Annotated in this window: 30 protein-coding genes; 27 read left to right on the top strand and 3 right to left on the bottom strand. The window is 44.3% G+C overall.

The annotated features are described in order from the left end of the window. Nucleotides 1–8: 8 nt before the first annotated feature. From CYLST_RS14555 to CYLST_RS14535, 5 genes are all read left to right on the top strand, one after another. Nucleotides 9–443, top strand: coding sequence for a hypothetical protein (locus CYLST_RS14555; RefSeq protein WP_015208482.1), 435 nt, complete (start codon nt 9–11; stop codon nt 441–443). A 455-nt stretch (nt 444–898) separates the two neighbouring features. After that, entirely contained in the window at nt 899–2,188 is a 1,290-nt protein-coding gene (locus tag CYLST_RS14550) for a cation:proton antiporter domain-containing protein (protein ID WP_015208481.1), read from the top strand. 385 nt (nt 2,189–2,573) lie between these two features. Beyond that, nucleotides 2,574–4,763, top strand: coding sequence for a cation:proton antiporter (locus CYLST_RS14545; RefSeq protein WP_015208480.1), 2,190 nt, complete (start codon nt 2,574–2,576; stop codon nt 4,761–4,763). 8 nt (nt 4,764–4,771) lie between these two features. Continuing rightward, nucleotides 4,772–5,281, top strand: a complete 510-nt coding sequence (locus tag CYLST_RS14540) for a hypothetical protein (protein ID WP_015208479.1) — start codon at nt 4,772–4,774, stop codon at nt 5,279–5,281. Nucleotides 5,282–5,380: 99 nt separating this feature from the next. After that, a complete protein-coding gene (locus CYLST_RS14535) occupies nt 5,381–6,103 on the top strand; it encodes an AMIN domain-containing protein (RefSeq protein ID WP_015208478.1) in 723 nt (240 codons plus the stop codon). A 92-nt stretch (nt 6,104–6,195) separates the two neighbouring features. Here CYLST_RS14535 and CYLST_RS14530 read toward each other — a convergent pair whose 3' ends face one another. Then, a complete protein-coding gene (locus CYLST_RS14530; RefSeq protein ID WP_015208477.1) occupies nt 6,196–6,735 on the bottom strand; it encodes a DUF3172 domain-containing protein in 540 nt (179 codons plus the stop codon). Nucleotides 6,736–7,096: 361 nt separating this feature from the next. Here CYLST_RS14530 and CYLST_RS14525 point away from each other — a divergent pair, with 361 nt between their 5' ends. Both CYLST_RS14525 and CYLST_RS14520 read left to right on the top strand, forming a co-directional pair. After that, nucleotides 7,097–7,477, top strand: coding sequence for a hypothetical protein (locus CYLST_RS14525; protein ID WP_015208476.1), 381 nt, complete (start codon nt 7,097–7,099; stop codon nt 7,475–7,477). A gap of 48 nt (nt 7,478–7,525) precedes the next feature. Beyond that, nucleotides 7,526–9,823, top strand: a complete 2,298-nt coding sequence (locus CYLST_RS14520) for a tetratricopeptide repeat protein (protein ID WP_157162702.1) — start codon at nt 7,526–7,528, stop codon at nt 9,821–9,823. 188 nt (nt 9,824–10,011) lie between these two features. Here CYLST_RS14520 and CYLST_RS14515 read toward each other — a convergent pair whose 3' ends face one another. Together CYLST_RS14515 and ndhN are read right to left on the bottom strand one after the other, a co-directional pair. Continuing rightward, a complete protein-coding gene (locus CYLST_RS14515) occupies nt 10,012–10,632 on the bottom strand; it encodes a Uma2 family endonuclease (RefSeq protein WP_015208474.1) in 621 nt (206 codons plus the stop codon). Between the two features lie 106 nt (nt 10,633–10,738). After that, nucleotides 10,739–11,215 (bottom strand): NAD(P)H-quinone oxidoreductase subunit N, encoded by a 477-nt coding sequence (ndhN, locus tag CYLST_RS14510; protein WP_015208473.1) that lies wholly within the window; start codon nt 11,213–11,215, stop codon nt 10,739–10,741. Nucleotides 11,216–12,082: 867 nt separating this feature from the next. Between ndhN and rplC the strand changes: the two genes are divergently transcribed. The 20 genes from rplC to CYLST_RS14405 all read left to right on the top strand — a co-directional run bounded on the left by rplC (nt 12,083) and on the right by CYLST_RS14405 (nt 23,527). Further along, entirely contained in the window at nt 12,083–12,724 is a 642-nt protein-coding gene (rplC, locus tag CYLST_RS14500; RefSeq protein ID WP_015208472.1) for a 50S ribosomal protein L3, read from the top strand. A gap of 152 nt (nt 12,725–12,876) precedes the next feature. Next, nucleotides 12,877–13,509 carry a 50S ribosomal protein L4 gene (rplD, locus tag CYLST_RS14495; RefSeq protein ID WP_015208471.1) on the top strand — a complete coding sequence of 211 codons (633 nt, stop codon included), beginning with the start codon at nt 12,877–12,879 and terminating at the stop codon, nt 13,507–13,509. Beyond that, entirely contained in the window at nt 13,502–13,816 is a 315-nt protein-coding gene (locus CYLST_RS14490; RefSeq protein WP_015208470.1) for a 50S ribosomal protein L23, read from the top strand. Before rplD ends, CYLST_RS14490 begins: the two co-directional genes overlap by 8 nt. Before the next feature lie 105 nt (nt 13,817–13,921). After that, a complete protein-coding gene (gene rplB, locus CYLST_RS14485) occupies nt 13,922–14,785 on the top strand; it encodes a 50S ribosomal protein L2 (protein ID WP_015208469.1) in 864 nt (287 codons plus the stop codon). Nucleotides 14,786–14,974: 189 nt separating this feature from the next. Beyond that, nucleotides 14,975–15,253 carry a 30S ribosomal protein S19 gene (rpsS, locus tag CYLST_RS14480; RefSeq protein ID WP_015208468.1) on the top strand — a complete coding sequence of 93 codons (279 nt, stop codon included), beginning with the start codon at nt 14,975–14,977 and terminating at the stop codon, nt 15,251–15,253. A gap of 72 nt (nt 15,254–15,325) precedes the next feature. Beyond that, nucleotides 15,326–15,685 carry a 50S ribosomal protein L22 gene (gene rplV / locus CYLST_RS14475; protein WP_015208467.1) on the top strand — a complete coding sequence of 120 codons (360 nt, stop codon included), beginning with the start codon at nt 15,326–15,328 and terminating at the stop codon, nt 15,683–15,685. 52 nt (nt 15,686–15,737) lie between these two features. After that, a complete protein-coding gene (gene rpsC / locus CYLST_RS14470) occupies nt 15,738–16,505 on the top strand; it encodes a 30S ribosomal protein S3 (RefSeq protein ID WP_015208466.1) in 768 nt (255 codons plus the stop codon). A gap of 93 nt (nt 16,506–16,598) precedes the next feature. After that, a complete protein-coding gene (gene rplP, locus CYLST_RS14465; protein ID WP_015208465.1) occupies nt 16,599–17,024 on the top strand; it encodes a 50S ribosomal protein L16 in 426 nt (141 codons plus the stop codon). A gap of 3 nt (nt 17,025–17,027) precedes the next feature. Beyond that, complete coding sequence (rpmC, locus tag CYLST_RS14460) at nt 17,028–17,255, top strand: 50S ribosomal protein L29 (RefSeq protein WP_015208464.1); 228 nt, start codon at nt 17,028–17,030, stop codon at nt 17,253–17,255. 6 nt (nt 17,256–17,261) lie between these two features. Next, on the top strand, nt 17,262–17,513 hold the full coding sequence (gene rpsQ / locus CYLST_RS14455) for a 30S ribosomal protein S17 (protein ID WP_015208463.1): 252 nt from the start codon (nt 17,262–17,264) through the stop codon (nt 17,511–17,513). Nucleotides 17,514–17,555: 42 nt separating this feature from the next. Further along, nucleotides 17,556–17,924: a 50S ribosomal protein L14 gene (rplN, locus tag CYLST_RS14450; RefSeq protein ID WP_015208462.1), complete on the top strand. Its 369-nt coding sequence runs from the start codon at nt 17,556–17,558 to the stop codon at nt 17,922–17,924. Beyond that, entirely contained in the window at nt 17,924–18,274 is a 351-nt protein-coding gene (gene rplX / locus CYLST_RS14445; RefSeq protein WP_015208461.1) for a 50S ribosomal protein L24, read from the top strand. The genes rplN and rplX overlap by 1 nt, the downstream gene beginning before the upstream one ends. 69 nt (nt 18,275–18,343) lie before the next feature. After that, nucleotides 18,344–18,892, top strand: coding sequence for a 50S ribosomal protein L5 (gene rplE / locus CYLST_RS14440; protein ID WP_015208460.1), 549 nt, complete (start codon nt 18,344–18,346; stop codon nt 18,890–18,892). Nucleotides 18,893–18,912: 20 nt separating this feature from the next. After that, on the top strand, nt 18,913–19,314 hold the full coding sequence (rpsH, locus tag CYLST_RS14435; RefSeq protein WP_015208459.1) for a 30S ribosomal protein S8: 402 nt from the start codon (nt 18,913–18,915) through the stop codon (nt 19,312–19,314). 82 nt (nt 19,315–19,396) lie between these two features. Further along, nucleotides 19,397–19,945 carry a 50S ribosomal protein L6 gene (gene rplF, locus CYLST_RS14430; protein ID WP_015208458.1) on the top strand — a complete coding sequence of 183 codons (549 nt, stop codon included), beginning with the start codon at nt 19,397–19,399 and terminating at the stop codon, nt 19,943–19,945. A gap of 2 nt (nt 19,946–19,947) precedes the next feature. Beyond that, nucleotides 19,948–20,310, top strand: coding sequence for a 50S ribosomal protein L18 (gene rplR, locus CYLST_RS14425; protein ID WP_015208457.1), 363 nt, complete (start codon nt 19,948–19,950; stop codon nt 20,308–20,310). Nucleotides 20,311–20,565: 255 nt separating this feature from the next. Continuing rightward, a complete protein-coding gene (gene rpsE / locus CYLST_RS14420) occupies nt 20,566–21,093 on the top strand; it encodes a 30S ribosomal protein S5 (RefSeq protein ID WP_041233659.1) in 528 nt (175 codons plus the stop codon). A gap of 48 nt (nt 21,094–21,141) precedes the next feature. Further along, nucleotides 21,142–21,588: a 50S ribosomal protein L15 gene (gene rplO, locus CYLST_RS14415; RefSeq protein WP_015208455.1), complete on the top strand. Its 447-nt coding sequence runs from the start codon at nt 21,142–21,144 to the stop codon at nt 21,586–21,588. Between the two features lie 71 nt (nt 21,589–21,659). Then, the gene (gene secY, locus CYLST_RS14410; RefSeq protein WP_015208454.1) at nt 21,660–22,973 is read left to right on the top strand and encodes a preprotein translocase subunit SecY; all 1,314 of its coding nucleotides are present in this window, start codon (nt 21,660–21,662) and stop codon (nt 22,971–22,973) included. Then, nucleotides 22,973–23,527, top strand: a complete 555-nt coding sequence (locus CYLST_RS14405; RefSeq protein WP_015208453.1) for an adenylate kinase — start codon at nt 22,973–22,975, stop codon at nt 23,525–23,527. The genes secY and CYLST_RS14405 overlap by 1 nt, the downstream gene beginning before the upstream one ends. Nucleotides 23,528–23,529 lie beyond the last annotated feature (2 nt).

Below are 23,529 nucleotides of genomic sequence, written 5' to 3'. Positions count from 1 at the left end.
GCACTTCCATGACTCCAACTTTATTTGGTCGTTGGCAAACTCGATTATTACTACTTGCAACTGTCGGTGTATTAGTATCTTTACCTTTTGCAACTGGTTTGATTGGCCCTGCTGCTAACTCAGTTTATTTTTGGATACTTGCCTATATCGCCATTTTTGGTTTAGGCTGGGATACGCTTTATGACTATCTGCAAAAATTTCGCTGGGATAGAGACTGGCCCGCAGCTTATCAACTCTTAGCTGGTATTTGGGAATTAGTATTTGTCTTTTGTGGCGTCAAACTTTTTGGCTTTTTACCAATACCATTACCCAAAGATGAAGTCTCACTAGACGCTTTTATACTGCACTACAGCGTCGTTTGGCTAACAGTTTTTATTACTTCACAAAGCCTCATGCGAATTATATTTCCCCGTTGGCGCTTCCGGGGTGGTGAGTGGTTATAATAACTAAAACTGTAAACTCAATAGTAATGCTGGCTGATATCATTTTCGGCAAGAGATAGGCGTCAAAAATGATGTCATTTTTATGACTTTAACAAGCTCCATAAATAAAGCTTTTTCACAAATTAATATATAATTAATTACTATATTTATGGTCAATATATTAGTCTTAATTGAAATAATAAAAATTTTCAAACACTAATTTGTGTTTAGGGATTTTTATCTAGTAAATTATTCTGATTTATTTTTTTTTGTAATTCTACAATTTTAGCTATTTTTGATTATTTTTTTCTCCTCTTGACTGAATATTGCTATGTTTACTTTCTGGAAAAATGATTTATAAAGTAAATTCTAGCATCCTAGAGTGCATTACACTGTATTAACCTAATCTACAGTTAATTAAACTTAGCTTTATACTTTACTTCTAAATCTCGCTATTTCTGCATAGGGAAATTCAAATGTCGAATTTTGAGTTAGTACTGAAGCTATTACTACAACTAACTATCATTTTGGTAGTTTGTCGGCTAATAACTATTGTCGGGCGGCGCTATTTTGAGCAAACTGACGTAGTTTGCGAAATGATCGTCGGTGTCATGTTGGGTCCATCATTGTTTGGCTTAATCGCCCCAGACTTGCAGCAATGGATATTTCCCAATGCACCAATCTTGCTGGCAACGGGAGCAAAGATTCCTAACCCCTCAATGTCAATTCTCTTTGCCATCAGTCAGATTGGGTTAGTAATTTATATGTTCTTGATTGGCTTAGAATTTAATACCGATTTGATTAAGCAGCGCATCAAAAGTGCAGGTTTGATTTCTGGTGCGGGAATACTTGCACCATTTACTTTAGGTGCAGCAGCAGCTTTTTTATTGTATGGCAAAGCTGAACTGTTCAAACCTGGCGTAACTCCTTGGGCAGCGGCTTTATATCTAGGCGCTTCTATGTCGATTACTGCTTTTCCCATGTTAGCCCGAATGCTGTATGAGCGTGGTATTGCCAAAACCAGCTTCGGAACTTTGGCATTAGCTGCGGGTTCGATGGATGATGCTACTGCATGGTGTTTACTGGCTATTGTTCTAGCTAGTCTGAAAGCGAACCTCAGTATTGCCATCTTTGCTATCGGTGGTGGTATCGGCTATGTGCTATTGTCAATTTTTGTCGGGCGTCCGGTATTTACCATTTTTACTCGGATGACAAACCGTGACGGTGGTGTAACGGTTCAAACCCTGACTTTAGTATTGATTGTTTTGATGTTAGGTTCTTGGTTTACCGATGCAATGGGCATCTATGCAGTGTTTGGTGCGTTTATTTTGGGTACAGCGATGCCACGGGGTGAATTTGCCCAACAAATACAGGAACGCACTGAGTATTTGACTACTGCATTTTTACTACCAATATTTTTTGTGTTTTCTGGTCTTAACACTCAAATTGGATTAGTCAACACACCAACTTTGTGGGGAATTACTATCTTAATTATAGCGATCGCTATTCTCGGTAAAGGTATCGCTTGTATGTTAGCAGCAAAATTGGCGGGTGAAAATTGGCGTGAATCTGCAACTATTGGCGCTCTGATGAATGCTCGCGGTTTAATGGAGTTAATCATCCTCAATATTGGTCTTGAGCAAGGCATAATCACCCCAACTTTATTCACGATTATGGTTATTATGGCTATCATTACTACACTCATGGCTTCACCGCTAGTTGCCTTATTGTTGCAAGGTACAAGCTATGTAAAATCATCTGTTTAAGCAAATTTAATCAGAGGCTTGAGTTGTCAATCACCTGCTTGATACTCATTACGTAGGGCTTTAGCAGATCAATATACTTAGAGTTTTGTTTTTGTTAAAAATTACCTTGTAGTAGTATTGTTTAAGCGGCACTACTACAAATCTAAAATATCAGAATTATGGTCTGTTTACCTGAATATTGCTTGATATTGCTAATTCCTGATTTGTTTTACCGTTAGCTATTAAATTCATAATAATTAATCTTTTACGGTTGATCTTGGTACTAACAATAATTAACATCACAACTGAGTGCGAACGAACCTAGGGTGTGTTTAATAAACTTAATATTTTCCAGTTATTTAAAGGATCATCTTAAATAACCTGGGTAGTCGCTTTAGAGGAAATCATGCACATAGTTATTCTTGTCCTGGTTGAGGTGCTGATTGTGATTGGACTGTCACGCCTAGTAGGGCTGGCATTCCGCTCAATTAAGCAACCATTGGTAATTGGTGAGATTGTTGCCGGGATTATGCTCGGCCCTTCTCTATTTGGTTTGATTGCCCCCCATGCAGCAGTTACCCTGTTTCCACCAGAAACTATTCCTTATCTCAATGTTTTGTCTCAGGTGGGACTGATATTTTTCATGTTCCTCATTGGGCTAGAACTAAATCCAAAGTATCTCGGTGGGCAGTTAGAAATAGCAATTTTGACTTCTCATGTCAGTATTTTAGTGCCCTTTTCCTTAGGAACACTGCTAGCAGTAGTGCTTTATCCTCTGGTTTCCAACGGTACTGTCTCGTTTACCGCCTTTGCCCTATTTTTGGGGGCGGCGATGTCGATTACAGCTTTTCCCGTGCTAGCACGAATTATTACGGAAAATAATTTGCAAGGGACACGCTTAGGAACATTGGCGTTAACCTGTGCAGCAGTAGATGATGTCACGGCTTGGTGTTTGTTAGCAATAGCGATCGCCGTAGCTCGCAATGGTAGCATCGATCAACAAGCTGTCCTCACCATACTTGCAAGCTTGCTCTACATCGGCTTTATGTTCACCGTAGGGCGCTGGTTCCTCAAACGTCTTGCTACTTACCATCGCCGCACTGGACGCTTGAGTCAATTTGTTCTGGCTGGGATTTATATGGCAGTGGTTGCTTCTGCCTTAATCACCGAACTAATCGGCATTCACCTGATTTTTGGGGCATTTTTACTGGGCGCAGCTATGCCCAAGAACGCAGATTTAGTCCGGGAATTGGCGATCAAAACCGAAGATTTTGTCCTGATATTTTTGCTACCAATATTCTTTGCCTACAGTGGATTGCGGACGCAAATCGGCTTGCTGAACCGTCCTGAGTTATGGCTGTTGTGTGGATTGGTGTTAGGAGTGGCGATCGCAGGCAAGTATATTGGTACTTATGTAGCAGCACGTGTTGGTGGCGTTAATAAACGGGAAGCCTCTGCACTCGGTTGGTTAATGAATACTCGTGGTTTGACTGAGTTGATCGTACTCAATATCGGTTTGGAGTTAGGAGTAATTTCACCCCTACTATTTACCATGCTGGTGATCATGGCATTAGTCACCACATTTATGACTTCACCACTGTTGGAATGGACATATCCGAAAAAGCTGATCAGGTTAGATGTAGTAGAACCAGATTCAGAAGCAGAAACGGTTACAGAGGTCACTGCTGGTGAATCTTACGTTCGTCCCTACCGGATTTTGGTACCAGTGGCTAATCCTAGTACGCAAAAAGGGTTGCTACAGTTGGCAGTAGCTATCTCTCTCAATTACCGACAACCCACCATTGTTAATCCCCTCAGTCTGATTGAATTTGAAGAAGACTATGGCTTTGAGAGTACCCCTATTGAGGTTGACCGATTAATTACCCAGCGTCAGCAACAGCTTGAAGAAGTGATTAATACTCTAGAACCACCGACAATACGCTCTCATCTGCATCCTATCGTCGGGATATCGAGCAATGTCGCTAGGGAAACAGCACAGATAGCCAAAAATGAGCAAGCTGATTTAATTTTAGTGGGATGGCATCGCCCAGCTTTTAGTACTAATCGCTTAGGTGGAAGAGTCGGTCAAATTCTCTCTACTGCACCAGTAGATGTGGCGGTGTTTGTTGACAGAGGAGGAGAGCGATTAGAAAACTTGTTGGTTCCCTACTCTGCAAATACTCATGATGATTTGGCACTGATACTGGCTCTGAGACTGCTGCTCAATCGTGATACTTGTATGTTGCAGATTTTACGGGTGGTTTCTGAAAATCAAGTGAAAGACGAATTGAGTTATGAACTGCACACGATGATGGGGCAATTGCCGACTAGTGTAAGCGATCGCATTGAGATCAAGACGATTGAAGCCCCAGAGCCAATTCAAGCCGTAGTCACTGCTTCAGAAACGGTTGACCTGACTATTGCAGGTACCAGCCGCGCTTGGGGTATTGAGCGTCAAACCCTGGGACGATACACAGATCAACTCGCCATCCAATGTCGCTCTTCACTACTAATTACCCGCCGCTACAGTCAAGTTACCTCTCATCTTGCTTCTGTACTTTCTGAAGTTAACCCTCAAAGTCCAGCCCTCAGATAGGTAAAAAAATGACTCATTTCAATTTCAAATCCTTAGCTTTTTATGGAGTAGCGATCAGTTCAGTTCTTATCTTATTTAAAACTGTCACCGCCTATGGCGAAAGTAATCTCAAGACTGCTCCCTCAATTAACAGCCGCTACCTTCTGACACTAGCGGAAAATTTGCCGAACTGTGAGAAATCCAACACCCTAACCTTAAACATTCAACAATCGGGTATTTACTTGAATGCTTCTTTATTACCAGCAAACACCAACGCAGATACTGAGCAAAAGCTTCCCCTTTCAGGACTTCTGCACGATCGGCAGTTAAGCTTATCTGGCAATGTTGACAAATCCATCCTTTGTAACAACCCTCAATCTCAACAAGAGCCGACTGACTCAGTCACAATTCAAATACCACTGGTAGATAAAGGTAGTATTCTCGGTCAATTAACTGTTAATGGCATTTCCAAACCTCTGGAATTTACCGCTGTACCACAAACAGATAAGCAAGCATCTCCGAAGTCAAACAGCCCTTGAAAATGGGTATTGGGCATTGGGGAGGGTTTTACTATTACCCATTACCCATTACCCATTACCCATTACCTATTACCTATTACTTACATCAGAAATTAAAAAATGAATCAGTTACTTAAAAATAGGCAATGTTTCCCCTCATACCAGCAGATATTTGGCATTACCTTATTGAGTTTGTACGCTGCGATTACCTTTGAAACAAGCAGCAGTATTGCCGCACCCGCATCCACCCTAGATAATTGGCGCTTTAACCCAAATAAACTGCAACTAGAAATTACCCTCTCGGCAGGTAGCACTCCCAGCTACTTTTACCTTGCTCAACCCCCGCGTCTTGTTGTCGATATACCAAATACTAAATTGGGACGTGTTCTCGCTCAACAAAATTATTCTGGAGCTATCCAAAGCGTTCGAGTTTCCCAGTTAAACGCCAGCGTTACTCGCATTGTTTTGGATTTAGCACCAGGGACTGTTTTAGATCAAAATCAGGTGCAACTGCAACCTGTTTCCCGACAAAACCCCACTCGCTGGGTATTAAGCTCTGTCATTGCCAACAATAGCACTTCTTCACCAAATAACTTATCCCCAACCCCATATAACTACCAACAGCAACCCTTTGTCACTGTACCGCCCTTAACTCCTAACAACTCCTCTCAACTACCCGACACTACTCTGCCTCCAGCTACTTTCCCCAATCAATCGGGTAATCTTAATCGCGTTACAGTCCCCAATTATGTGCCTAATGCTCCTAATTCCGGTAACTATCCAGCCAATGTACCTGAGATCAAAGTGATTGAGTTTGGTCAACCGCTTCCCAAAAGCAAATAAGCGATCGCTTATTTGTAATGGTTCATCGGAAAAAAGCGATGGGGCGGGGCGCTGCTGCTTTGATCTAGATCGCCATTACCCCAAAACCAAAACTAGAATCTATCCGTATCCTGCGGCGTACCGACAGCACCAGGTTGCGATAAAAAGAAATTTTGAGCAGATTCATTCTGATATATGCATCGAATATCAGGTTTTTCACTGTCCAAATTACCCGTAAACCCAAAGGTATTCAGACGATTCTTACATTCTCTTACCTGATCAGAAGTTATCAGCTTTTTCTGTTCTAAAAGTGCCCAGTTATTTTGACGCAGAACGCATCCAGGACGCATACTCGGTTGAGCAACATAGACATTAAACGGGTTGAGAGTCACGAACAGTCTGGCATCCATTACCATAGCGCTGGCACCATACTGTACGCAAAGGTCAGGGTTTGGGGCTTTGGTGTCAATAAATTCACGGGAAGCCACATTTGATGGAGATAACGTGGTTGTAGAACTAAAAGCAATGCCAATACCAATTCCTAGAATTAACACCCCTCCCAAAATTGCGATCGTGGTGAAGTTAAATATTGGGGATTGTAAAACAGAGGGTTTAGAAGTAGTAGTCGATCTACCAGTTGATTTACGTCTCATTTTTGCTTATTCACCTTCGCGCCGAATTGGTAGGGAGTGGTCTCAACTTCTCTCCCTCCTTTAGTATGCCGAGTTTGGAGAGCAATTACCCGCTTTCTTTTTCTTAGTATATCGTGCTGATATTACTAGGAATAGCGATCGCACTGTCTCCACAAGTCCAAGTTGATTTTTTTGTCTCACCCCTTCGGCCTTTGCTACCGTTTGCAATACACACCATTCGTAGGGGACACAGCAATGCTGTGTCCCCAGCTGTCTTGCATCCAAACGAGAACCACTATGTTGTCTCTTGTCTAACAAGACAGTCACCAAAAACAATGCGATACTAAGTAAATATTCTGAATGCTGTCAAAAGAGGTGTGAAATGGAGCCATTAACCGCTGGTGCGATCGCCTTTACAATTTGGCTAGGAGGTAAAATCCTCGACTGGTCAACAGACAAAGCCTTTGATACAGCTTCAGAACGAGTAATGCAACTCTTGAAGCAGAAATCACCAGACACAGCAAAAGCCTTAACAGCAGCAGCCGAACGAGAAGATATTGGCGAAGCCGTCTTAGTCGAAGAAGTGAAAAAAGCAGCAGCCACAGACCCAGATATTCAAGCAGCAGTAGAAGCTCTAGGACAAACTGTAAACCAGAATCCCGAACTAGAAAAGCAGCTAACAACCGTAATTGAAAATTGGAAAGGGATCAATATCAAGGGCGGAATCAACACATTCAATAATTCCCCCATCACCTTTAATTGACTACAGTCGCCCGAACGGGAACGGGTAAAGTCAAATCCCCCGAATAACATTCTATATTCCGGCTCCGCCAACTTTGTCGGACGAGAACACGAACTAACCCAACTCCATGAAAAATTGCAAAACCCCCAAGCGGTAGCCATTTCCGCCGTTGCTGGTATGGGTGGAGTTGGCAAAACCGAACTAGCAACCCGATACGCAAAAACTCATCAAGCTGATTATCCTGGTGGAATCTGCTGGTTAACAGCCAGAGAAGCGAACTTAGCAGCAGCAATCATCCAGTTTACCCAACTCCACCTCAACCTAGAAATACCCCAGCAAAATTGGCAGGGAAACCCCCTCAATCTCACAGAACAAGTAGAATGGTGTTGGCAGCACTGGCAACCCCCAGAAGGGCTGGTATTGGTCGTTTTAGATGATGTAACAGACTTAGAGTATTGTCGAGATTTCCTCCCCAAAACCAACCGTTTCCGCCTCTTAATGACAACCAGATTGCGGAACCTAGACGCCAATATTCAGGAAATACCGCTAGATGTGTTGTCACCGGCTGAAGCTTTGCAGTTGTTCACAGCCATAGCCGGTGAAAAGCGGGTACAAAAGGAACTAGAAACAGCAAAACAATTGTGTGATTGGTTGGGATATCTGCCTTTAGGTTTAGAGTTAGTCGGGCGGTATTTAGCAAAAAAACCTCCCCATTGGACATTAGCCAAAATGTTGCAACGGCTAAAAGCACAGCGACTAGAAGATGAAGCCGTCAACCCGGAATTGCACAAAACTCTGAGTACAGCACAACGAGGACTAAAAGCCGCATTTGAGTTAAGTTGGCAAGAACTCGAACCCATGACACAGAGTATTGCTGAGTTATTAAGCTTGTTTGCACCACATATCTTTGCTTGGCAATGGGTAGAATCTGCAACTAATTTACTCAACTGGAATACTGCTGATGTAGAAACCGCGAATGACAAACTTTATGAACGCCATTTAATTCAGTTTGTTGAAGATACCGCAGATGGCTATAAAATTCACCCCTTAATTCGGGAATTTCTGCAAACCAAACTCACAGCATCACCGCAAGCAGAAGAATGGAAACAGGCTTTTGCAGATGTTTTTGTAGACATTGCTAAACAAATACCCAAAGCACCAACCCAAGAGTTTATTAAATCAGTGAAAAATGCTATTCCCCATTTAGCAGAAGTAGCGCAAAATATGACTGCTGCTATCAGCGATGAGAATTTAATTTCGCCTTTTGTTGGTTTAGGGACATTTTATGAAGCACAAGGATTGTATAAGCTTGCAGAATCTTGGCGTGAGCAATCTGTATCAGTAGTAAAATCCCGCTTAGGAGAAGAGCATTCTTATGTCGCCACCAGTTTCAACAACTTGGCTTTACTCCACAAATCCCAAGGCAGGTATAAGGAAGCTGAACCTCTTTTTCTCAAAGCTTTAGAACTATATCAAAGGCAGCTAGGAGATGAAAATCTTTATGTCGCCACCATTTCCAATAACTTGGCAGAACTCTACAATTGCCAAGAAAGGTACACAGAAGCCGAACCTCTTTTTTTCACAGCTTTGGAACTTTGTCAAAGGCAGCTAGGAGATGAGAATCTTTATGTCGCCACCATTTTCAACAACTTAGCTAATCTCTACATTTCCCAAAGAAAGTACACAGAAGCTAAACATCTTTTACTCAAAGCTTTAGAACTCAGGCAAAGGCTACTGGGACAAGAGCATCCTAATGTCGCTATCACTTTCAACAACTTGGGCTTACTCTACTATTCCCAAGGCAAGTACACAGAAGCTGAAGATCATTATCGCAAGGCTTTGAAACTATGGCAAAGGGTGCTGGGAGAAGAACATCCTAATGTCGCTACCAGTTTCCACAACTTGGCATCACTTTACTATTCTCAAAATAGATACACAGAAGCTGAAAATTTTTTTTTCAAAGCTTTAGAAATAGACATTCAGCTTATAGGAGAGGAACATTCCCAGATCGCCACAACTTTCAACAACTTAGCAGAATTTTACCGTTCTCAAGGCAAGTACACAGAAGCTGAAAAATTATCTAACCAAGCGTTAACAATATATCAAAAAACTTTAGGCAGTCAACACCAAAATACCCAAAACGCATTACTCACTGTAAAAAGCTTACATATCCAAACTCTTCTGCATTGCAATCAGCAAACATTGTTTAGGATTCTACAAGCTCTTGCACAACAAGCAGAACTTACCGCGTTTAATACAGAAGTAACGTTGACGCTGCTGCAAAGACTAGAGAGCAATCCTGAGTTATTGTCATCTATTCGACAAGCATTGCAGCAGCAAACAGAAGCATCAGATGGCGATACATAAACACTGTTTTGCGATCCACAAGCTCATACAACACAACTTCACCCTGCTTCTTTGCTAATAAAAAAAGTCATCTCTAGATGACTAATATATTCGGGAAAATTTTTAGTCTACTTCAGTAGACTTTAGCTATTAGCCCTGAAATTCATTTCTGGGCGGACTAAACTGCTATCAGAGTCTTTTTGCGATCGCTAACCCAAAATACTACCAGCTTGAAAAATCTGTTCCACAGTCAAATTCAACTCCGGGAAAGATGGTGAAACTATCCGCTCATCACTTCTAAATCGGCTAACCTGATACTCACCATCAATCAATTCGTAAATAGAAATAGTTGGTTGCTTCGGATTCCCTATGTAGGGAGTCCCACCCAAAGCTAAATAATCAACAATCCAATATTCTTGAATACCAATCTCTTCATAATCCCTAGCTTTCGTTAAATAATCAATTCGCCAGTTAGTACTAACAACTTCTATTACTAATGGAATTGATGCACCTTGAGTAACAGTAGATTCTTTTTTCCATAACGGCTCATTTACTAAATTAGAGCGATTTAGTACCACTACATCTGGTAAATAGCATGATTCACCCTCAGGCGGCTTGACTAGGACTTGATTAGGTATGCCGTAAGGGAGATTTAATCGTTTACATTCAAAACCTAACTCGACAATCAAAAACCCTTTAATATCTTCATGTTCTCCTATAGGCTGATTCACTTCGACAATTACCCCATTATGCAGTTCATAACGCTTCTCTTCTGGCTTCCACTCTACAAAATCTGCAAAAGTTACTGGTTTTGGTAAAGCTTGGAGCATAACTTACCTACTTTTGTCAACTCTAAATTACTCAAAATTAAACCCCTAATAGCGATCGCACGCAACAAAAAAACGTAGGGGCGGGGTTTCCCCGCCCTTTTGGTTTTTAAGCTGCTAACAGTGTTTTTTCCAGAGGCGTCCAACGGAAAGCGCGATCGCCACCCCGCTCAATTACAACCTTCACCCGTGGTTCTAAACCGGGCAAAGTCGCTAAATACTCAACTTCCTGATTGGAAAGAATATGCCCTTCAATAATCCACAATACCAACCCCTTAGACTTGGGTGGTAACTGTTCTAGCTGATAACTGAGAATCGGGGGTAGATAGTATACCTCACCCACAGCCGCACCACTACCAGTACTTTTTTTACCAAGATGCGGCGGTCTGACACCATGAACTCTTGTCAGATAAGCAGCCACATCGCCCAATCCCCTCGCTGTAATATGGAGGTTAGCATAGCCAGCCGCACGTAGTCGGCGGCGATATCGACCTTCATAACCCCCTTCCAGAGGAACATATACCCCAAGAGCACCAAATTTTTCCAGATCCCGAATTAAAGCATTGCCAGTGGTAAGTAGTGCCATAGATTTTCGTCTTATTCCACTTAGATATCTCTATTATTTACCGTTTGCCAAGAGATTAAGTTAGATTAAGTGACATAATTTAAGCAAAATGGTTTTGAAGACCGAACTTACGTCTTGCTCCCTTACCCCAAGCCAAAAATTCCTGGCAAAATACTGGACAAAAGTAAAGAAATGATTTATATTTTGAGATCGTGACCAAACAGTAAAAATAGAGTACCCTCTTATTCGCATTCTAAGCTAGTGTTAGCATCAAGGGCTGATGATATCGATTCCTCAAGGAATTAGCTGGCTGAGATGGGTAAGAGACTGGTAAACTAAAAAAGCTTTCCGGTCAATTGAGGGTCTGGCGGACAAAAAACCACAGTTAAACCTCAGATCCAGACTACATTCACACCTGAAGCCCCTGAAAAAAAAACAGGCAAAACCTTAAACAATAGTTTAAAGTAATTAGTGAAGTAGAAAATGAGCAGCAATGTTGGTTTAATCGCATTGCATCAGCCTCAGGAAAAGGATACTGAGCGGAAATCAGCCGCTTAAGTCCAACTACAACCTCCAGAGTGCCAGAGTAATTGCTTGGACGAAAGCATTGCTGCACAAAGCGTAAAGCAGTAGCGCCTTGCATTGATTCCAGAAGTAATTCCTTCCCAATGATTGGGAAGACACCGATGGCTGTTCTGGTGACCAAGAGAGTGAAAGTAGACAGATTCACCAAACAGTAGGGACACGGTTTGTTGCGTCACAAAGAATTTGAACTAGTATCAGCTAGTACAAATGCCAGAGGCTCGTCCACCCTCAGCTGACGCTGAAAAAGTGTGTCCTCTAAAATCCGATTCCAAGGTCAGCAACTAGAAAGGAGAACCAGTTACTGTGTCTGTAGGTATTCTCGGCACCAAGCTGGGCATGACTCAAATCTTTGACGAGGCAGGAAGAGCTATTCCTGTCACGATTATTCAAGCCGGGCCATGCACTGTCACACAAGTTAAAACGAAACAAACCGACGGTTACTCCGCCATCCAAGTTGGTTATGGCGAAGTCAAACCAAAGGCACTAAACAGACCCCTGCTAGGACATTTGGCAAAATCATCTGCCCCAGCATTGCGTCACTTAAACGAATATCGCACCGATAGCTCCAGCGACTACGCATTAGGTCAAGCGATTAAAGCAGATATTTTTAGTGCAGGTCAAATTGTCGATGTAGTCGGCACAAGCATCGGGCGTGGTTTTGCAGGCAACCAAAAGCGTAACAACTTTGGTCGCGGACCCATGTCACATGGTTCCAAAAACCACAGAGCGCCAGGTTCCATCGGTGCCGGTACTACACCAGGTCGTGTCTATCCAGGTAAGCGGATGGCAGGGCGTTTGGGCGGTAAACGCGTGACAATTAGCAAGCTAACTGTGGTACGAGTAGACGCAGAACGCAACTTATTGCTAATTAAGGGAGCAATTCCTGGCAAACCAGGTGCTCTAGTAAGTATCGTGCCTGCAACCCTAGTAGGTAGAGCAAAATAGCTGTTAGCTGTCAGCGTCAGCAGCAAAACTCAGGAGTACTGACCACTGAATCCTTCGGGGAAAGTCAGTTGCTCATGAGGGAGAACCCCAAGACCGCACTGACTCACAACTGACAACTGACAACTGACAACTAACAAAGGACAAATAGCAAAATGGTTGAGAGTGTAATTAAAAATTGGCAAGGAGAGCAAGTCGGAGAGACGACCTTCGAGTTGCGAGTTGCCAAACCAGAAACGGCATCTCATATTGTACATAGGGCATTAGTCAGACAATTGAACAATGCTCGCCAAGGAACCGCAAGTACAAAAACTCGCTCTGAAGTCAGAGGTGGCGGTCGCAAACCTTGGAGACAAAAAGGTACTGGTCGTGCTCGTGCAGGTTCTATTCGTTCACCCCTCTGGCGTGGTGGCGGTGTAATTTTTGGTCCCAAACCCAGAGATTTTGACCTAAAGTTGAATCGCAAAGAGCGGCGTTTAGCACTGCGGACAGCCTTAGTTAGTCGCATTGAAGACTTGATAGTGGTAGAAGAATTTAGCGCCGAGCTACAACGCCCCAAAACCAAGGAATTGGTAGCAGCATTGGCTCGTTGGGGAGCAGCACCGGAAATTAAGGCGCTGTTAATTTTGCCGGAAATTGCCGAAAACATCCGTTTATCAGCCCGCAATATTGAGAACTTAAAGCTAATTGCCGCTGACCAGCTAAATGTTTACGATTTACTCCACGCTGACAAGGTTGTAGTTACAGCATCAGCCCTAGAAAAAATTCAGGAGGTCTACAGTGGCTAAGTTTGACCCCCGTGACCTTGCCGATTTAGTGCGTCGCCCCATTGTCACCGAGAAGGCGACCATCCAGATGGAAGAAAATAAATACACTTTTGAAGTAATTCCCAAAGCAACCAAGCTGCAAATTAGGGCAGCAATTGAAGACTTGTTTCAGGTCAAGGTTGTCAAAGTTAATACTCATATGCCACCGCGTAAAAAACGGCGCGTTGGTAAATTCGTTGGTTTCAAGCCCCAATACAAGCGAGCTATTGTCACCGTCGCACCTGGGGACGAAGAAAAGATTAGACAGGTTCTATTCCCAGAAGTCTAAAATTTTAGATTTTAGTTTTTAGATTTAATCCAAAATCCAAAATCTGAAATTAACAGTAGACCAGCGGATAATCCAAAATCCAAAATCTGAAATCAAAAATCGTTTATGGGTACTCGTTCTTATCGCCCTTATACCCCCAGTACTCGCCAAGTTACAATCTCCGACTTTGCGGAAATCACGAAATCCGAGCCAGAAAAATCACTAACTGAATCGGTACATCGTCCCAAAGGTCGGAATAATCAAGGGCGGATAACCAGCCGTCGCCGGGGTGGCGGACACAAACAGCTTTACCGCATTATTGACTTTAAAAGAGATAAGCGGAATATTCCGGCTACAGTTACAGCAATTGAATACGATCCCAACCGGAACGCGCGGATTGCCCTGTTGCTTTATGCAGATGGCGAAAAACGCTATATCCTCCAACCCAACGGGTTGACTGTGGGGAAAACCGTGATTGCTGGCTCTGATGCACCCTTTGAGGATGGCAATGCTTTGCCCCTCTCCAACATACCCTTGGGTACTAGCGTTCACAACGTAGAAATGACTCCTGGTAAAGGCGGTCAAATCGTGCGTGCTGCTGGTGCTACAGCCCAAGTAGTGGCAAAAGAAGGTAATTATGTAACTCTCAAGTTGCCTTCGGGAGAAGTTCGCTTGATTCGGCGTGAATGCTACGCCACCATCGGACAAGTAGGCAACACCGATGCCAGAAACCTGAGTGCAGGTAAAGCAGGGCGAAACCGTTGGAAGGGTCGCCGTCCTAAGGTCAGAGGTAGCGTCATGAACCCGGTTGACCACCCACATGGCGGTGGTGAAGGTAGGGCGCCTATCGGTAGACCAGGACCTGTGACACCTTGGGGTAAACCTACCTTGGGTGCTAAGACACGGAACCGGAAGAAACTCAGCAGCAAATTGATTGTGCGTCGTCGCCGCAAATCTTCTAAACGTGGTCGTGGCGGTCGTCAGTCCTAGAATTTGAAATTTTGGATTTTAGATCGGGTCTACTTTTAAGCATTCAAAATTTGTGAATTCTGAGCAGAAGCCTAATTATCCAAAATCCGAAATTCTAAATCCAAAATTCCTCCGGGTTCCGCAGTCGCTCATTGGGGAGACGCCCAAGACCGCGCTGCATCACCAAAATCCAAAATCCAAAATCTAACTATGGGTCGTTCTCTAAAAAAAGGTCCTTTCGTCGCTGATCATCTGCTCAGTAAGATTGAAAAGCTGAACGCTAAAAACGAAAAGCAAGTTATTAAAACTTGGTCGAGAGCTTCGACAATTTTGCCCCTGATGGTAGGTCATACCATAGCGGTTCACAATGGTCGCCAACACGTTCCAGTTTTTGTAAATGAGCAAATGGTAGGGCATAAGCTGGGGGAATTTGCCCCAACTCGTACCTACAGGGGTCATGGAAAAAGTGACAAAAAAGCAGGCAGATAGTCAATAGCTCTTAGTCCTTAGTCCTTAAACTAATGACTATTGACTAATGACTATTGACAAATGGAGAAAATTATGGCTACTGATACTACTGAAGCAAAAGCGATCGCGCGTTATATCCGCATCTCTCCCTACAAAGTACGCCGTGTCCTCGATCAAATTCGGGGACGATCATACAGAGAAGCGTTAATCATCCTAGAATTCATGCCCTATAGAGCTTGTGAACCAGTATTAAAGGTTCTCAGAAGTGCCGCTGCCAATGCCGAGCATAATGCTGGGCTAGATCGAACTGATTTGGTGATTACCCAGGCATACGCCGATCAAGGCCCGGTTCTGAAGCGGTTCCAGCCCAGAGCTCAGGGACGAGCTTACCAAATTCGCAAGCCGACGTGTCATATCACTGTTGCTGTTGCTGCTAACGCCACTGCCCAATAAGCACGCTTACACGAAAAACTGCGTAAAGTAAGAAATTTTAGAGGAAGCATTTGTGGGACAGAAGATTCATCCAGTTGGTTTTCGGCTGGGTATTACCCAAGAGCACCAATCCCGTTGGTTTGCCGTTCCTGACCGTTATCCAGAATTGCTACAAGAAGACTACAAACTTCGTCAATACATAGAACAAAAGCTCGGCAGACTGGCGCCAAATAACGCCGGGATTTCCGAGGTGCGGATTGAGCGCAAAGCTGACCAAATCGACCTAGAGGTACGCACAGCCAGACCTGGTGTAGTAGTAGGTCGTGGTGGTCAAGGTATCGAAGCTTTGCGTACCGGACTTCAAGAACTTTTGGGTAGCAATCGCCAAATTCGCATTAACGTAGTTGAAGTGCAACGAGTTGATGCTGATGCCTACCTGATTGCAGAATACATCGCTCAACAATTGGAACGCCGTGTTTCATTCCGTCGGGTAGTACGGCAAGCAATCCAGCGTGCCCAAAGGGCTGGTGTTCAAGGTATTAAAGTGCAAGTTAGTGGTCGGCTCAACGGTGCAGAAATTGCCCGGACAGAGTGGACTCGTGAAGGTAGAGTACCTCTACATACCTTACGGGCTGACATTGACTACTCTTATTGCACAGCCAAAACGGTTTATGGCATTCTCGGCATCAAAGTTTGGGTGTTTAAAGGAGAAATTATCCCTGGACAGGAAGAAACTCCTCCACCACCTACAACCCGTGATCGAGATCGCGATCGCGAACCTCGTCGTCGTCAACAACAACGCCGTCGCCAGCAATTTGAAGACCGCTCAAATGAGGGGTAATAAGTCATGGGTAATAGGTAATAGGAAATAAAAGAACTAATTACCAATTACCAATTACCTTTTTCCCAATTACCGATTACCAATTAGTAAGTCATGTTAAGTCCTAGAAGAACTAAATTCCGCAAACAACAACGCGGACGGATGGAGGGTCTCGCCAGCCGTGGTAGCACCTTCAATTTTGGTGATTTTGCACTCCAAGCTCAAGAGCCAGCTTGGATCACCTCCCGGCAAATTGAAGCTTCTCGTCGGGCAATGACCCGTTATATCCGCAGAGGTGGACAAATCTGGATTCGGATTTTCCCAGATAAACCTGTAACAATGCGTCCCGCAGAAACTCGGATGGGTTCCGGTAAGGGTTCACCAGAGTTTTGGGTAGCCGTAGTTAAGCCTGGGCGAATTTTATTTGAAATCGGTGGTGTGACCGAAGAAATAGCCCGTGAAGCTATGCGTTTGGCTTCACATAAGCTGCCTATAAAAACTAAGTTTCTTGTCCGCTCTCAACCACAGGAGCAGGAGTAGGTTATGCCGCTTCCCAAAATTTCAGAAGCTAGAGAATTAAGTGACGATAAACTGTCTGAGGAAATTCTCGCAGTTAAAAGAAAACTATTTCAGTTGCGCTTGCAAAAAGCAACAAGACAACTAGAAAAGCCCCACCAGTTCAAACACGCCCGACATCGCCTAGCCCAATTGCTGACGGTAGAGGTAGAACGCAAACGGGCAGCAAGTGTATCGGCTAAAGCAGAAAAGTAGGAGATTATGGCAGTCAAAGAACGAGTCGGCTTGGTAGTGAGCGACAAAATGCAAAAAACGGTGGTAGTCGCTATCGAAAACCGAGCTCCCCATCCCAAGTACGGCAAAATTGTAGTTAAAACCCAGCGCTATAAAGTCCACGACGAAGATAATAAGTGCAAAGTGGGCGATCGCGTTCGGATTCAGGAAACCAGACCCCTGAGTAAAACTAAGCACTGGCAAGTAACAGAAATCCTCAACGCCAAAGCTACCACGTAAATAGTTGTTACAAAGTTAACAACGACCTTAGGGAGACCGATTGTGATTCAACCCCAAACTTACCTAAATGTCGCAGATAATAGCGGTGCCCGCAAACTAATGTGCATCCGCATCTTAGGCGGTGGTAACCGTCGTTATGGCGGCGTAGGCGATAAGATTATCGCCGTTGTCAAAGATGCCCAACCCAACATGGCTGTAAAAAAGTCTGATGTCGTGGAAGCTGTAATTGTCCGTACTCGCAAAGCTATAAATCGTGATAGCGGCATGTGTATTCGCTTTGACGATAACGCCGCAGTAATCATCAACAAAGATGGTAATCCCAGAGGTACACGGGTCTTTGGACCAGTTGCACGGGAACTGCGTGACAAAAACTTTACCAAAATTGTTTCTCTGGCTCCGGAGGTGCTGTAATGGCAAAACAGCCGCAACCCAAAGTTTTTTATAAAATGCACGTCAAAACTGGGGACACTGTGCAAGTAATTGCTGGCAAAGACAAAGGTAAAGTTGGAGAAGTGCTCAAAGCTCTGCCCCAACTCAGCAAAGTCCTTGTCAAAGGTGTAAATATTAAAACTAAGCACGTTAAACCCCAGCAAGAAGGAGAATCAGGGCGGATTGTCACCCAGGAATTCCCCATCCATAGCTCTAACGTGATGCTTTATTCCACGAAACAAAACGTCGCTAGTCGCATCTGTTACACTTTCACCCCAGAAGGCAAGAAAGTACGGAAGCTGAAGAAAACCGGCGAGCTACTTGATAAATAGTCAATAGCACAACACAAAAGACACAAAACTTTCCCTGACCAAGCCCAGGGATAATCAGGACGAAAAAATATGGCGGCAACAAGACTCAAAAGCTTATACCAAGAGACAATCGTCCCCAAACTGATCAATCAGTTTCAATACACCAACGTGCATCAAGTACCGAAGGTGGTGAAAATAACTGTTAACCGAGGTTTGGGGGAAGCGGCTCAAAATGCTAAGTCATTAGAAGCGTCTTTAAACGAAATTGCCCTGATCACTGGTCAAAAACCAGTAGTAACGCGGGCAAAAAAGGCGATCGCCGGCTTCAAAATTCGTCAAGGTATGCCTGTTGGTATCATGGTAACCCTAAGAGGCGAACGGATGTATGCCTTTCTCGACCGACTTGTTAGCCTAGCATTACCCAGAATTCGGGACTTTCGCGGCGTCAGCGCTAAAAGCTTTGACGGTCGTGGTAACTATACTCTGGGTGTGAGAGAACAGCTAATTTTTCCAGAAGTCGAGTACGACAGCATCGATCAAATCCGTGGTATGGATATTTCCATTATTACCACAGCGAAAAACGACGAAGAGGGCCGCGCCTTACTTAAAGAAATGGGAATGCCCTTTCGCGATCAATAAGTTCATCTAAAGAGGGAACGATGGCGGCTAACGACACAATTGCAGATATGCTGACGCGCATCCGCAATGCCAATCTGGCAAGGCATCAAACTACACAAGTGCCAGCCACAAAAATGACTCGGAATATTGCCAAAGTGTTGCAGAACGAAGGCTTTATTGCTGAATTTGTAGAAGCAGAAGAAGGGGTAAAGCGCAATCTGGTGATTTCCCTGAAATACAAAGGTAAGAATCGTCAGCCCTTAATCACCGCTTTAAAGCGGGTGAGTAAGCCGGGTTTGCGTGTTTACTCCAATAGAAAAGAATTACCAAGGGTACTAGGTGGCATCGGCATTGCCATTATTTCTACATCCAGTGGGATCATGACCGACCGCGAAGCACGGCGTCAGAACTTGGGTGGTGAAGTACTTTGCTATATTTGGTAGTCGTCAAGTACGTCAATCGTCAGTAGTCCAGATCCAATCAACTGACAACTGACAACTGACAAAGGATAAAGGACAAAAATTCATGTCTCGTATTGGTAAGCGTCCAATTACTATTCCCGCTAAGGTACAAGTAGCGATTGATGGCACAAAGGTTGTAGTGAAAGGCCCGAAAGGAGAGCTTTCACGCAATCTGCCTGTCAATGTCACAGTCTCCCAATCTGGGGAAACATTGCTGGTAACACGTCGGGATGAAACCCGTACCTCCAGGCAACTGCACGGTTTGAGCCGCACTTTAGTTGCCAACATGGTTGAGGGAGTCTCCAGTGGTTTTCAGCGCCGTTTGGAAATTCAAGGAGTTGGCTACCGAGCGCAACTTCAAGGCAGTAACCTATTGTTGAATATGGGTTACAGCCATCAAGTGCAAATTGCTCCACCAGAAGGAATTCAGTTTGCAGTAGAAGGTACCACTAACGTCATCGTCAGCGGCTATGACAAAGAAATAGTAGGCAACACAGCAGCAAAAATTCGTGCCGTTCGTCCACCAGAACCTTATAAAGGAAAAGGCATTCGCTATGCCGGTGAAGTGGTAAGACGTAAAGCTGGTAAGACTGGTAAGAGTGGTAAGAAATAAACATGAAACTTACTCGTAGAGAATCAAAACAGCGTCGCCATCGACGCGTCCGTGGTAAGGTTAGTGGTTCCTCAGAACGTCCACGGTTAGCTGTATTTCGCTCTAACGAGCATATTTATGCTCAGATAATAGATGATACTCAGCACCATACCTTAGTAGCAGCTTCGACCATCGAACCAGAGTTGAAATCTAGTTTAGGTTCAGGCTCTAACCGCGAAGCATCTGTACAAGTTGGCAAGCTAATAGCAGCGCGGTCGCTAGAAAAAGGCATCACCAAAGTCGTATTTGATCGTGGTGGCAACCTCTATCATGGTCGCATCAAAGCACTAGCTGATGCAGCACGCGAGGCTGGTTTAGATTTCTAAAGTCATGAGTTATGAGTTATGTGTCATTAATTGAAAGCAACTGACAACTGATCCTTCGGGTGATGCCGACGGCACGCCTGACGGGGTTAGCGTAGATATCGCGTTGCGGCACGTCAGATGCTCACGGGGCAGACCCCCAAGACCGCACTGACTCACAAACAACTGACAACTGACCCTTCGGGTTCGTCAGACGCTCATGGGGCAGACCCCCAAGACCGCACTGACTCACAACTGACTTTCACCAGAGCATTAATTATGGCAACAGAGCGTAAAAGTAGAACAAAGCGTGCCAAAAAAGAAGAAACCACTTGGCAAGAGCGAGTTATCCAAATTCGACGGGTGAGTAAGGTCGTCAAAGGAGGTAAAAAACTCAGCTTCCGGGCCATCGTCGTCGTCGGTAACGAACGTGGTCAAGTCGGTGTGGGCGTAGGCAAAGCCTCAGATGTAATTGGTGCCGTCAAAAAAGGCGTTGCCGACGGTAAAAAACATCTGATTGATATCCCAATCACCAAATCAAACTCCATCCCCCATCCCATTAATGGTACCGGCGGTGGCGCTAAGGTGATGATGCGACCAGCCGCACCAGGTACTGGGGTAATTGCCGGGGGTGCTGTCCGGACAGTACTGGAATTGGCAGGAGTTCGTAATATTCTCGCCAAGCAACTCGGCTCCAATAATCCCCTGAATAATGCAAGAGCTGCGGTTAACGCCCTATCTACACTGCGTACCTTTGCCGAAGTCGCTGAAGATCGAGGCGTTCCCATTGAAAATCTCTACATCTAGTAGAGACGAGATCGCAAAGTATTAGTGTAAATAATTACTAACTACATCATGAGACTCAACGATGTTAAGCCTCAAAAAGGCTCAAAAAAACGCCGTAAGCGTGTAGGTAGAGGTATTTCTGCCGGTCAAGGTGCCAGTGCTGGTCTAGGGATGCGTGGTCAAAAATCTCGCTCTGGTAGCGGTACTCGACCTGGTTTTGAAGGTGGTCAACAGCCCCTGTACCGTCGCTTACCTAAGTTGAAAGGCTTTCCAATTATTAATCGTAAAATTTACACTACGATTAATGTAGAGAAGCTAGCCACCCTGCCTGCCAATACAGAAGTAACTTTAACCTCCTTAAAAGCTGCTGGTATTCTCACTGCTGTCAAGGGGCCATTGAAGATTTTAGGTAATGGAGAATTGGGCGTCCCGCTCAAGGTGCAAGCGGCAGCTTTCACGGGTCAAGCTCGTAGCAAAATTGAGGCTGCTGGTGGGAGTTGTGAAGTCTTAGGGTGAGCCAGAAGCAGCGCACTTCCATGCCAGCCAACTCTCTTCCAGCGCCTGGTTCACTCTAAAGGTAGCACTCTATGATCAGTCGAGATAAAGCCCCAACGGCTCAAGAAACTTTCATGCAGATGGCGCAAGCAGCTGGGTTGAGAGGTAGGCTGCTTGTCACTGTCGGTATTTTAATTTTGGTTCGCCTAGGCATCTTTTTACCAGTGCCAGGAATTAATCGCGAGAGGTTTTCCGAAGCCATATCGGGCAACAATTCCATATTCGGTTTATTGGATATATTTTCTGGGCGGGGACTTTCCACTTTGGGCGTCTTTGCCTTGGGGATTTTACCCTTTATTAATGCCTCCATTATCATCCAATTGCTCACCGCTGCCATTCCCTCTTTAGAAAATCTCCAGAAAAATGAAGGCGAAGCAGGTCGGCGGAAAATATCGCAAATTACACGTTATGTCACTGTAGGTTGGGCGATTGTTCAAAGTGTGGCTTTTTCGGCATTATTTCTCCAGCAATTTGCCTTAAACCCAGGCCCAATATTTGTAGCTGAAACTGCGATCGCTCTCACCGCTGGTTCTATGTTCGTTATGTGGGCCTCGGAACTGATTACAGAGCGGGGTATTGGCAATGGCGCATCTTTGTTGATTTTTGTCAACATTGTTGCTTCACTACCAAAATCCTTGGGTGATACCATTGACTTAGTACAGGTTGGCGGTCGGGAAATAGTGGGTCGCGTTATCGTACTGGTCTTAGTTTTCCTAGCGACTATTATTGGTATTGTGTTTGTGCAGGAAGGTATCCGTCGTATCCCGATTATTTCTGCTCGACGCCAAGTGGGTAGACGAGTATTAGCAGAGCAACGCAGTTATTTACCCCTGCGCCTAAATTCTGGTGGTGTAATGCCGATTATTTTTGCGGCAGCAATCCTGAGTTTGCCACTTTTAATCGCCAATTTTACCAAAAATCCAGATTTAGCAAACATCGTTAACACCTATCTCAGTCCTAGTGGCTCTGCACCTTGGGTATACGCCTTAGTCTACTTAACTTCCATTGTCTTTTTTAGCTACTTCTATTCTTCGTTGATACTCAACCCCGTAGATGTAGCTCAGAACTTGAAAAAAATGGGTTCTAGTATTCCTGGGATTCGTCCCGGCAAGGCTACAAGTGAGTATATTGAGCGTGTAACTAACCGACTGACCTTTTTGGGTGCTATCTTTTTAGGCTTGGTGGCGATTATTCCCACGGCTGTAGAAAGTGGTTTGAATGTGCCAACTTTTAAGGGACTTGGCGCAACATCTTTGTTAATTCTGGTTGGCGTAGCAATTGATACCGCTAAACAAATACAAACGTATGTTATCTCTCAGCGCTATGAAGGAATGGTGAAACAATAGTGACCCGATTAATCTTCTTGGGACCACCAGGAGCTGGGAAAGGAACTCAAGCTCAAACCTTGTCTGAATTCTGTAAAATTCCCCATATTTCTACGGGTGAAATATTACGGCAATCCATGAAAGAGCAAACTCCTTTAGGAATTAAGGCTCAAAGTTATGTTGATAGCGGTGAGTTAGTTCCTGACCAGCTAGTACAGGATTTGGTACAGGAGCGCCTCAATCAACCAGATGCCAAATCTGGTTGGATACTTGATGGCTTTCCCCGCAAAGTAACACAAGCTGTTTATTTGGGGAAACTGCTGGACAAAATCAGTCAGGGTGGCGAAAGAGTAGTCAACTTGGATGTGCCAGATGAAGTTGTGATTACCCGGCTACTAGGGCGGGGACGAAAAGATGATAGCGAAGAAGTGATTCGTCGTCGCTTAGAAGTGTACCGCGCTGAAACTGCACCCTTGATCGATTATTACGGCGATCGCCATAAGCTCCTGACGGTCAACGGCAATCAATCCCAAGAAGAAGTCACTACCGCACTAAAACAGGTAATATCCGTCTAGCC

The sequence above is a fragment of the Cylindrospermum stagnale PCC 7417 genome (genome assembly GCF_000317535.1).
Lineage (GTDB): Bacteria > Cyanobacteriota > Cyanobacteriia > Cyanobacteriales > Nostocaceae > Cylindrospermum > Cylindrospermum stagnale.
Note: the sequence above shows the minus strand (reverse complement) of the source record. Positions and strands in the feature narration are given on the sequence as shown.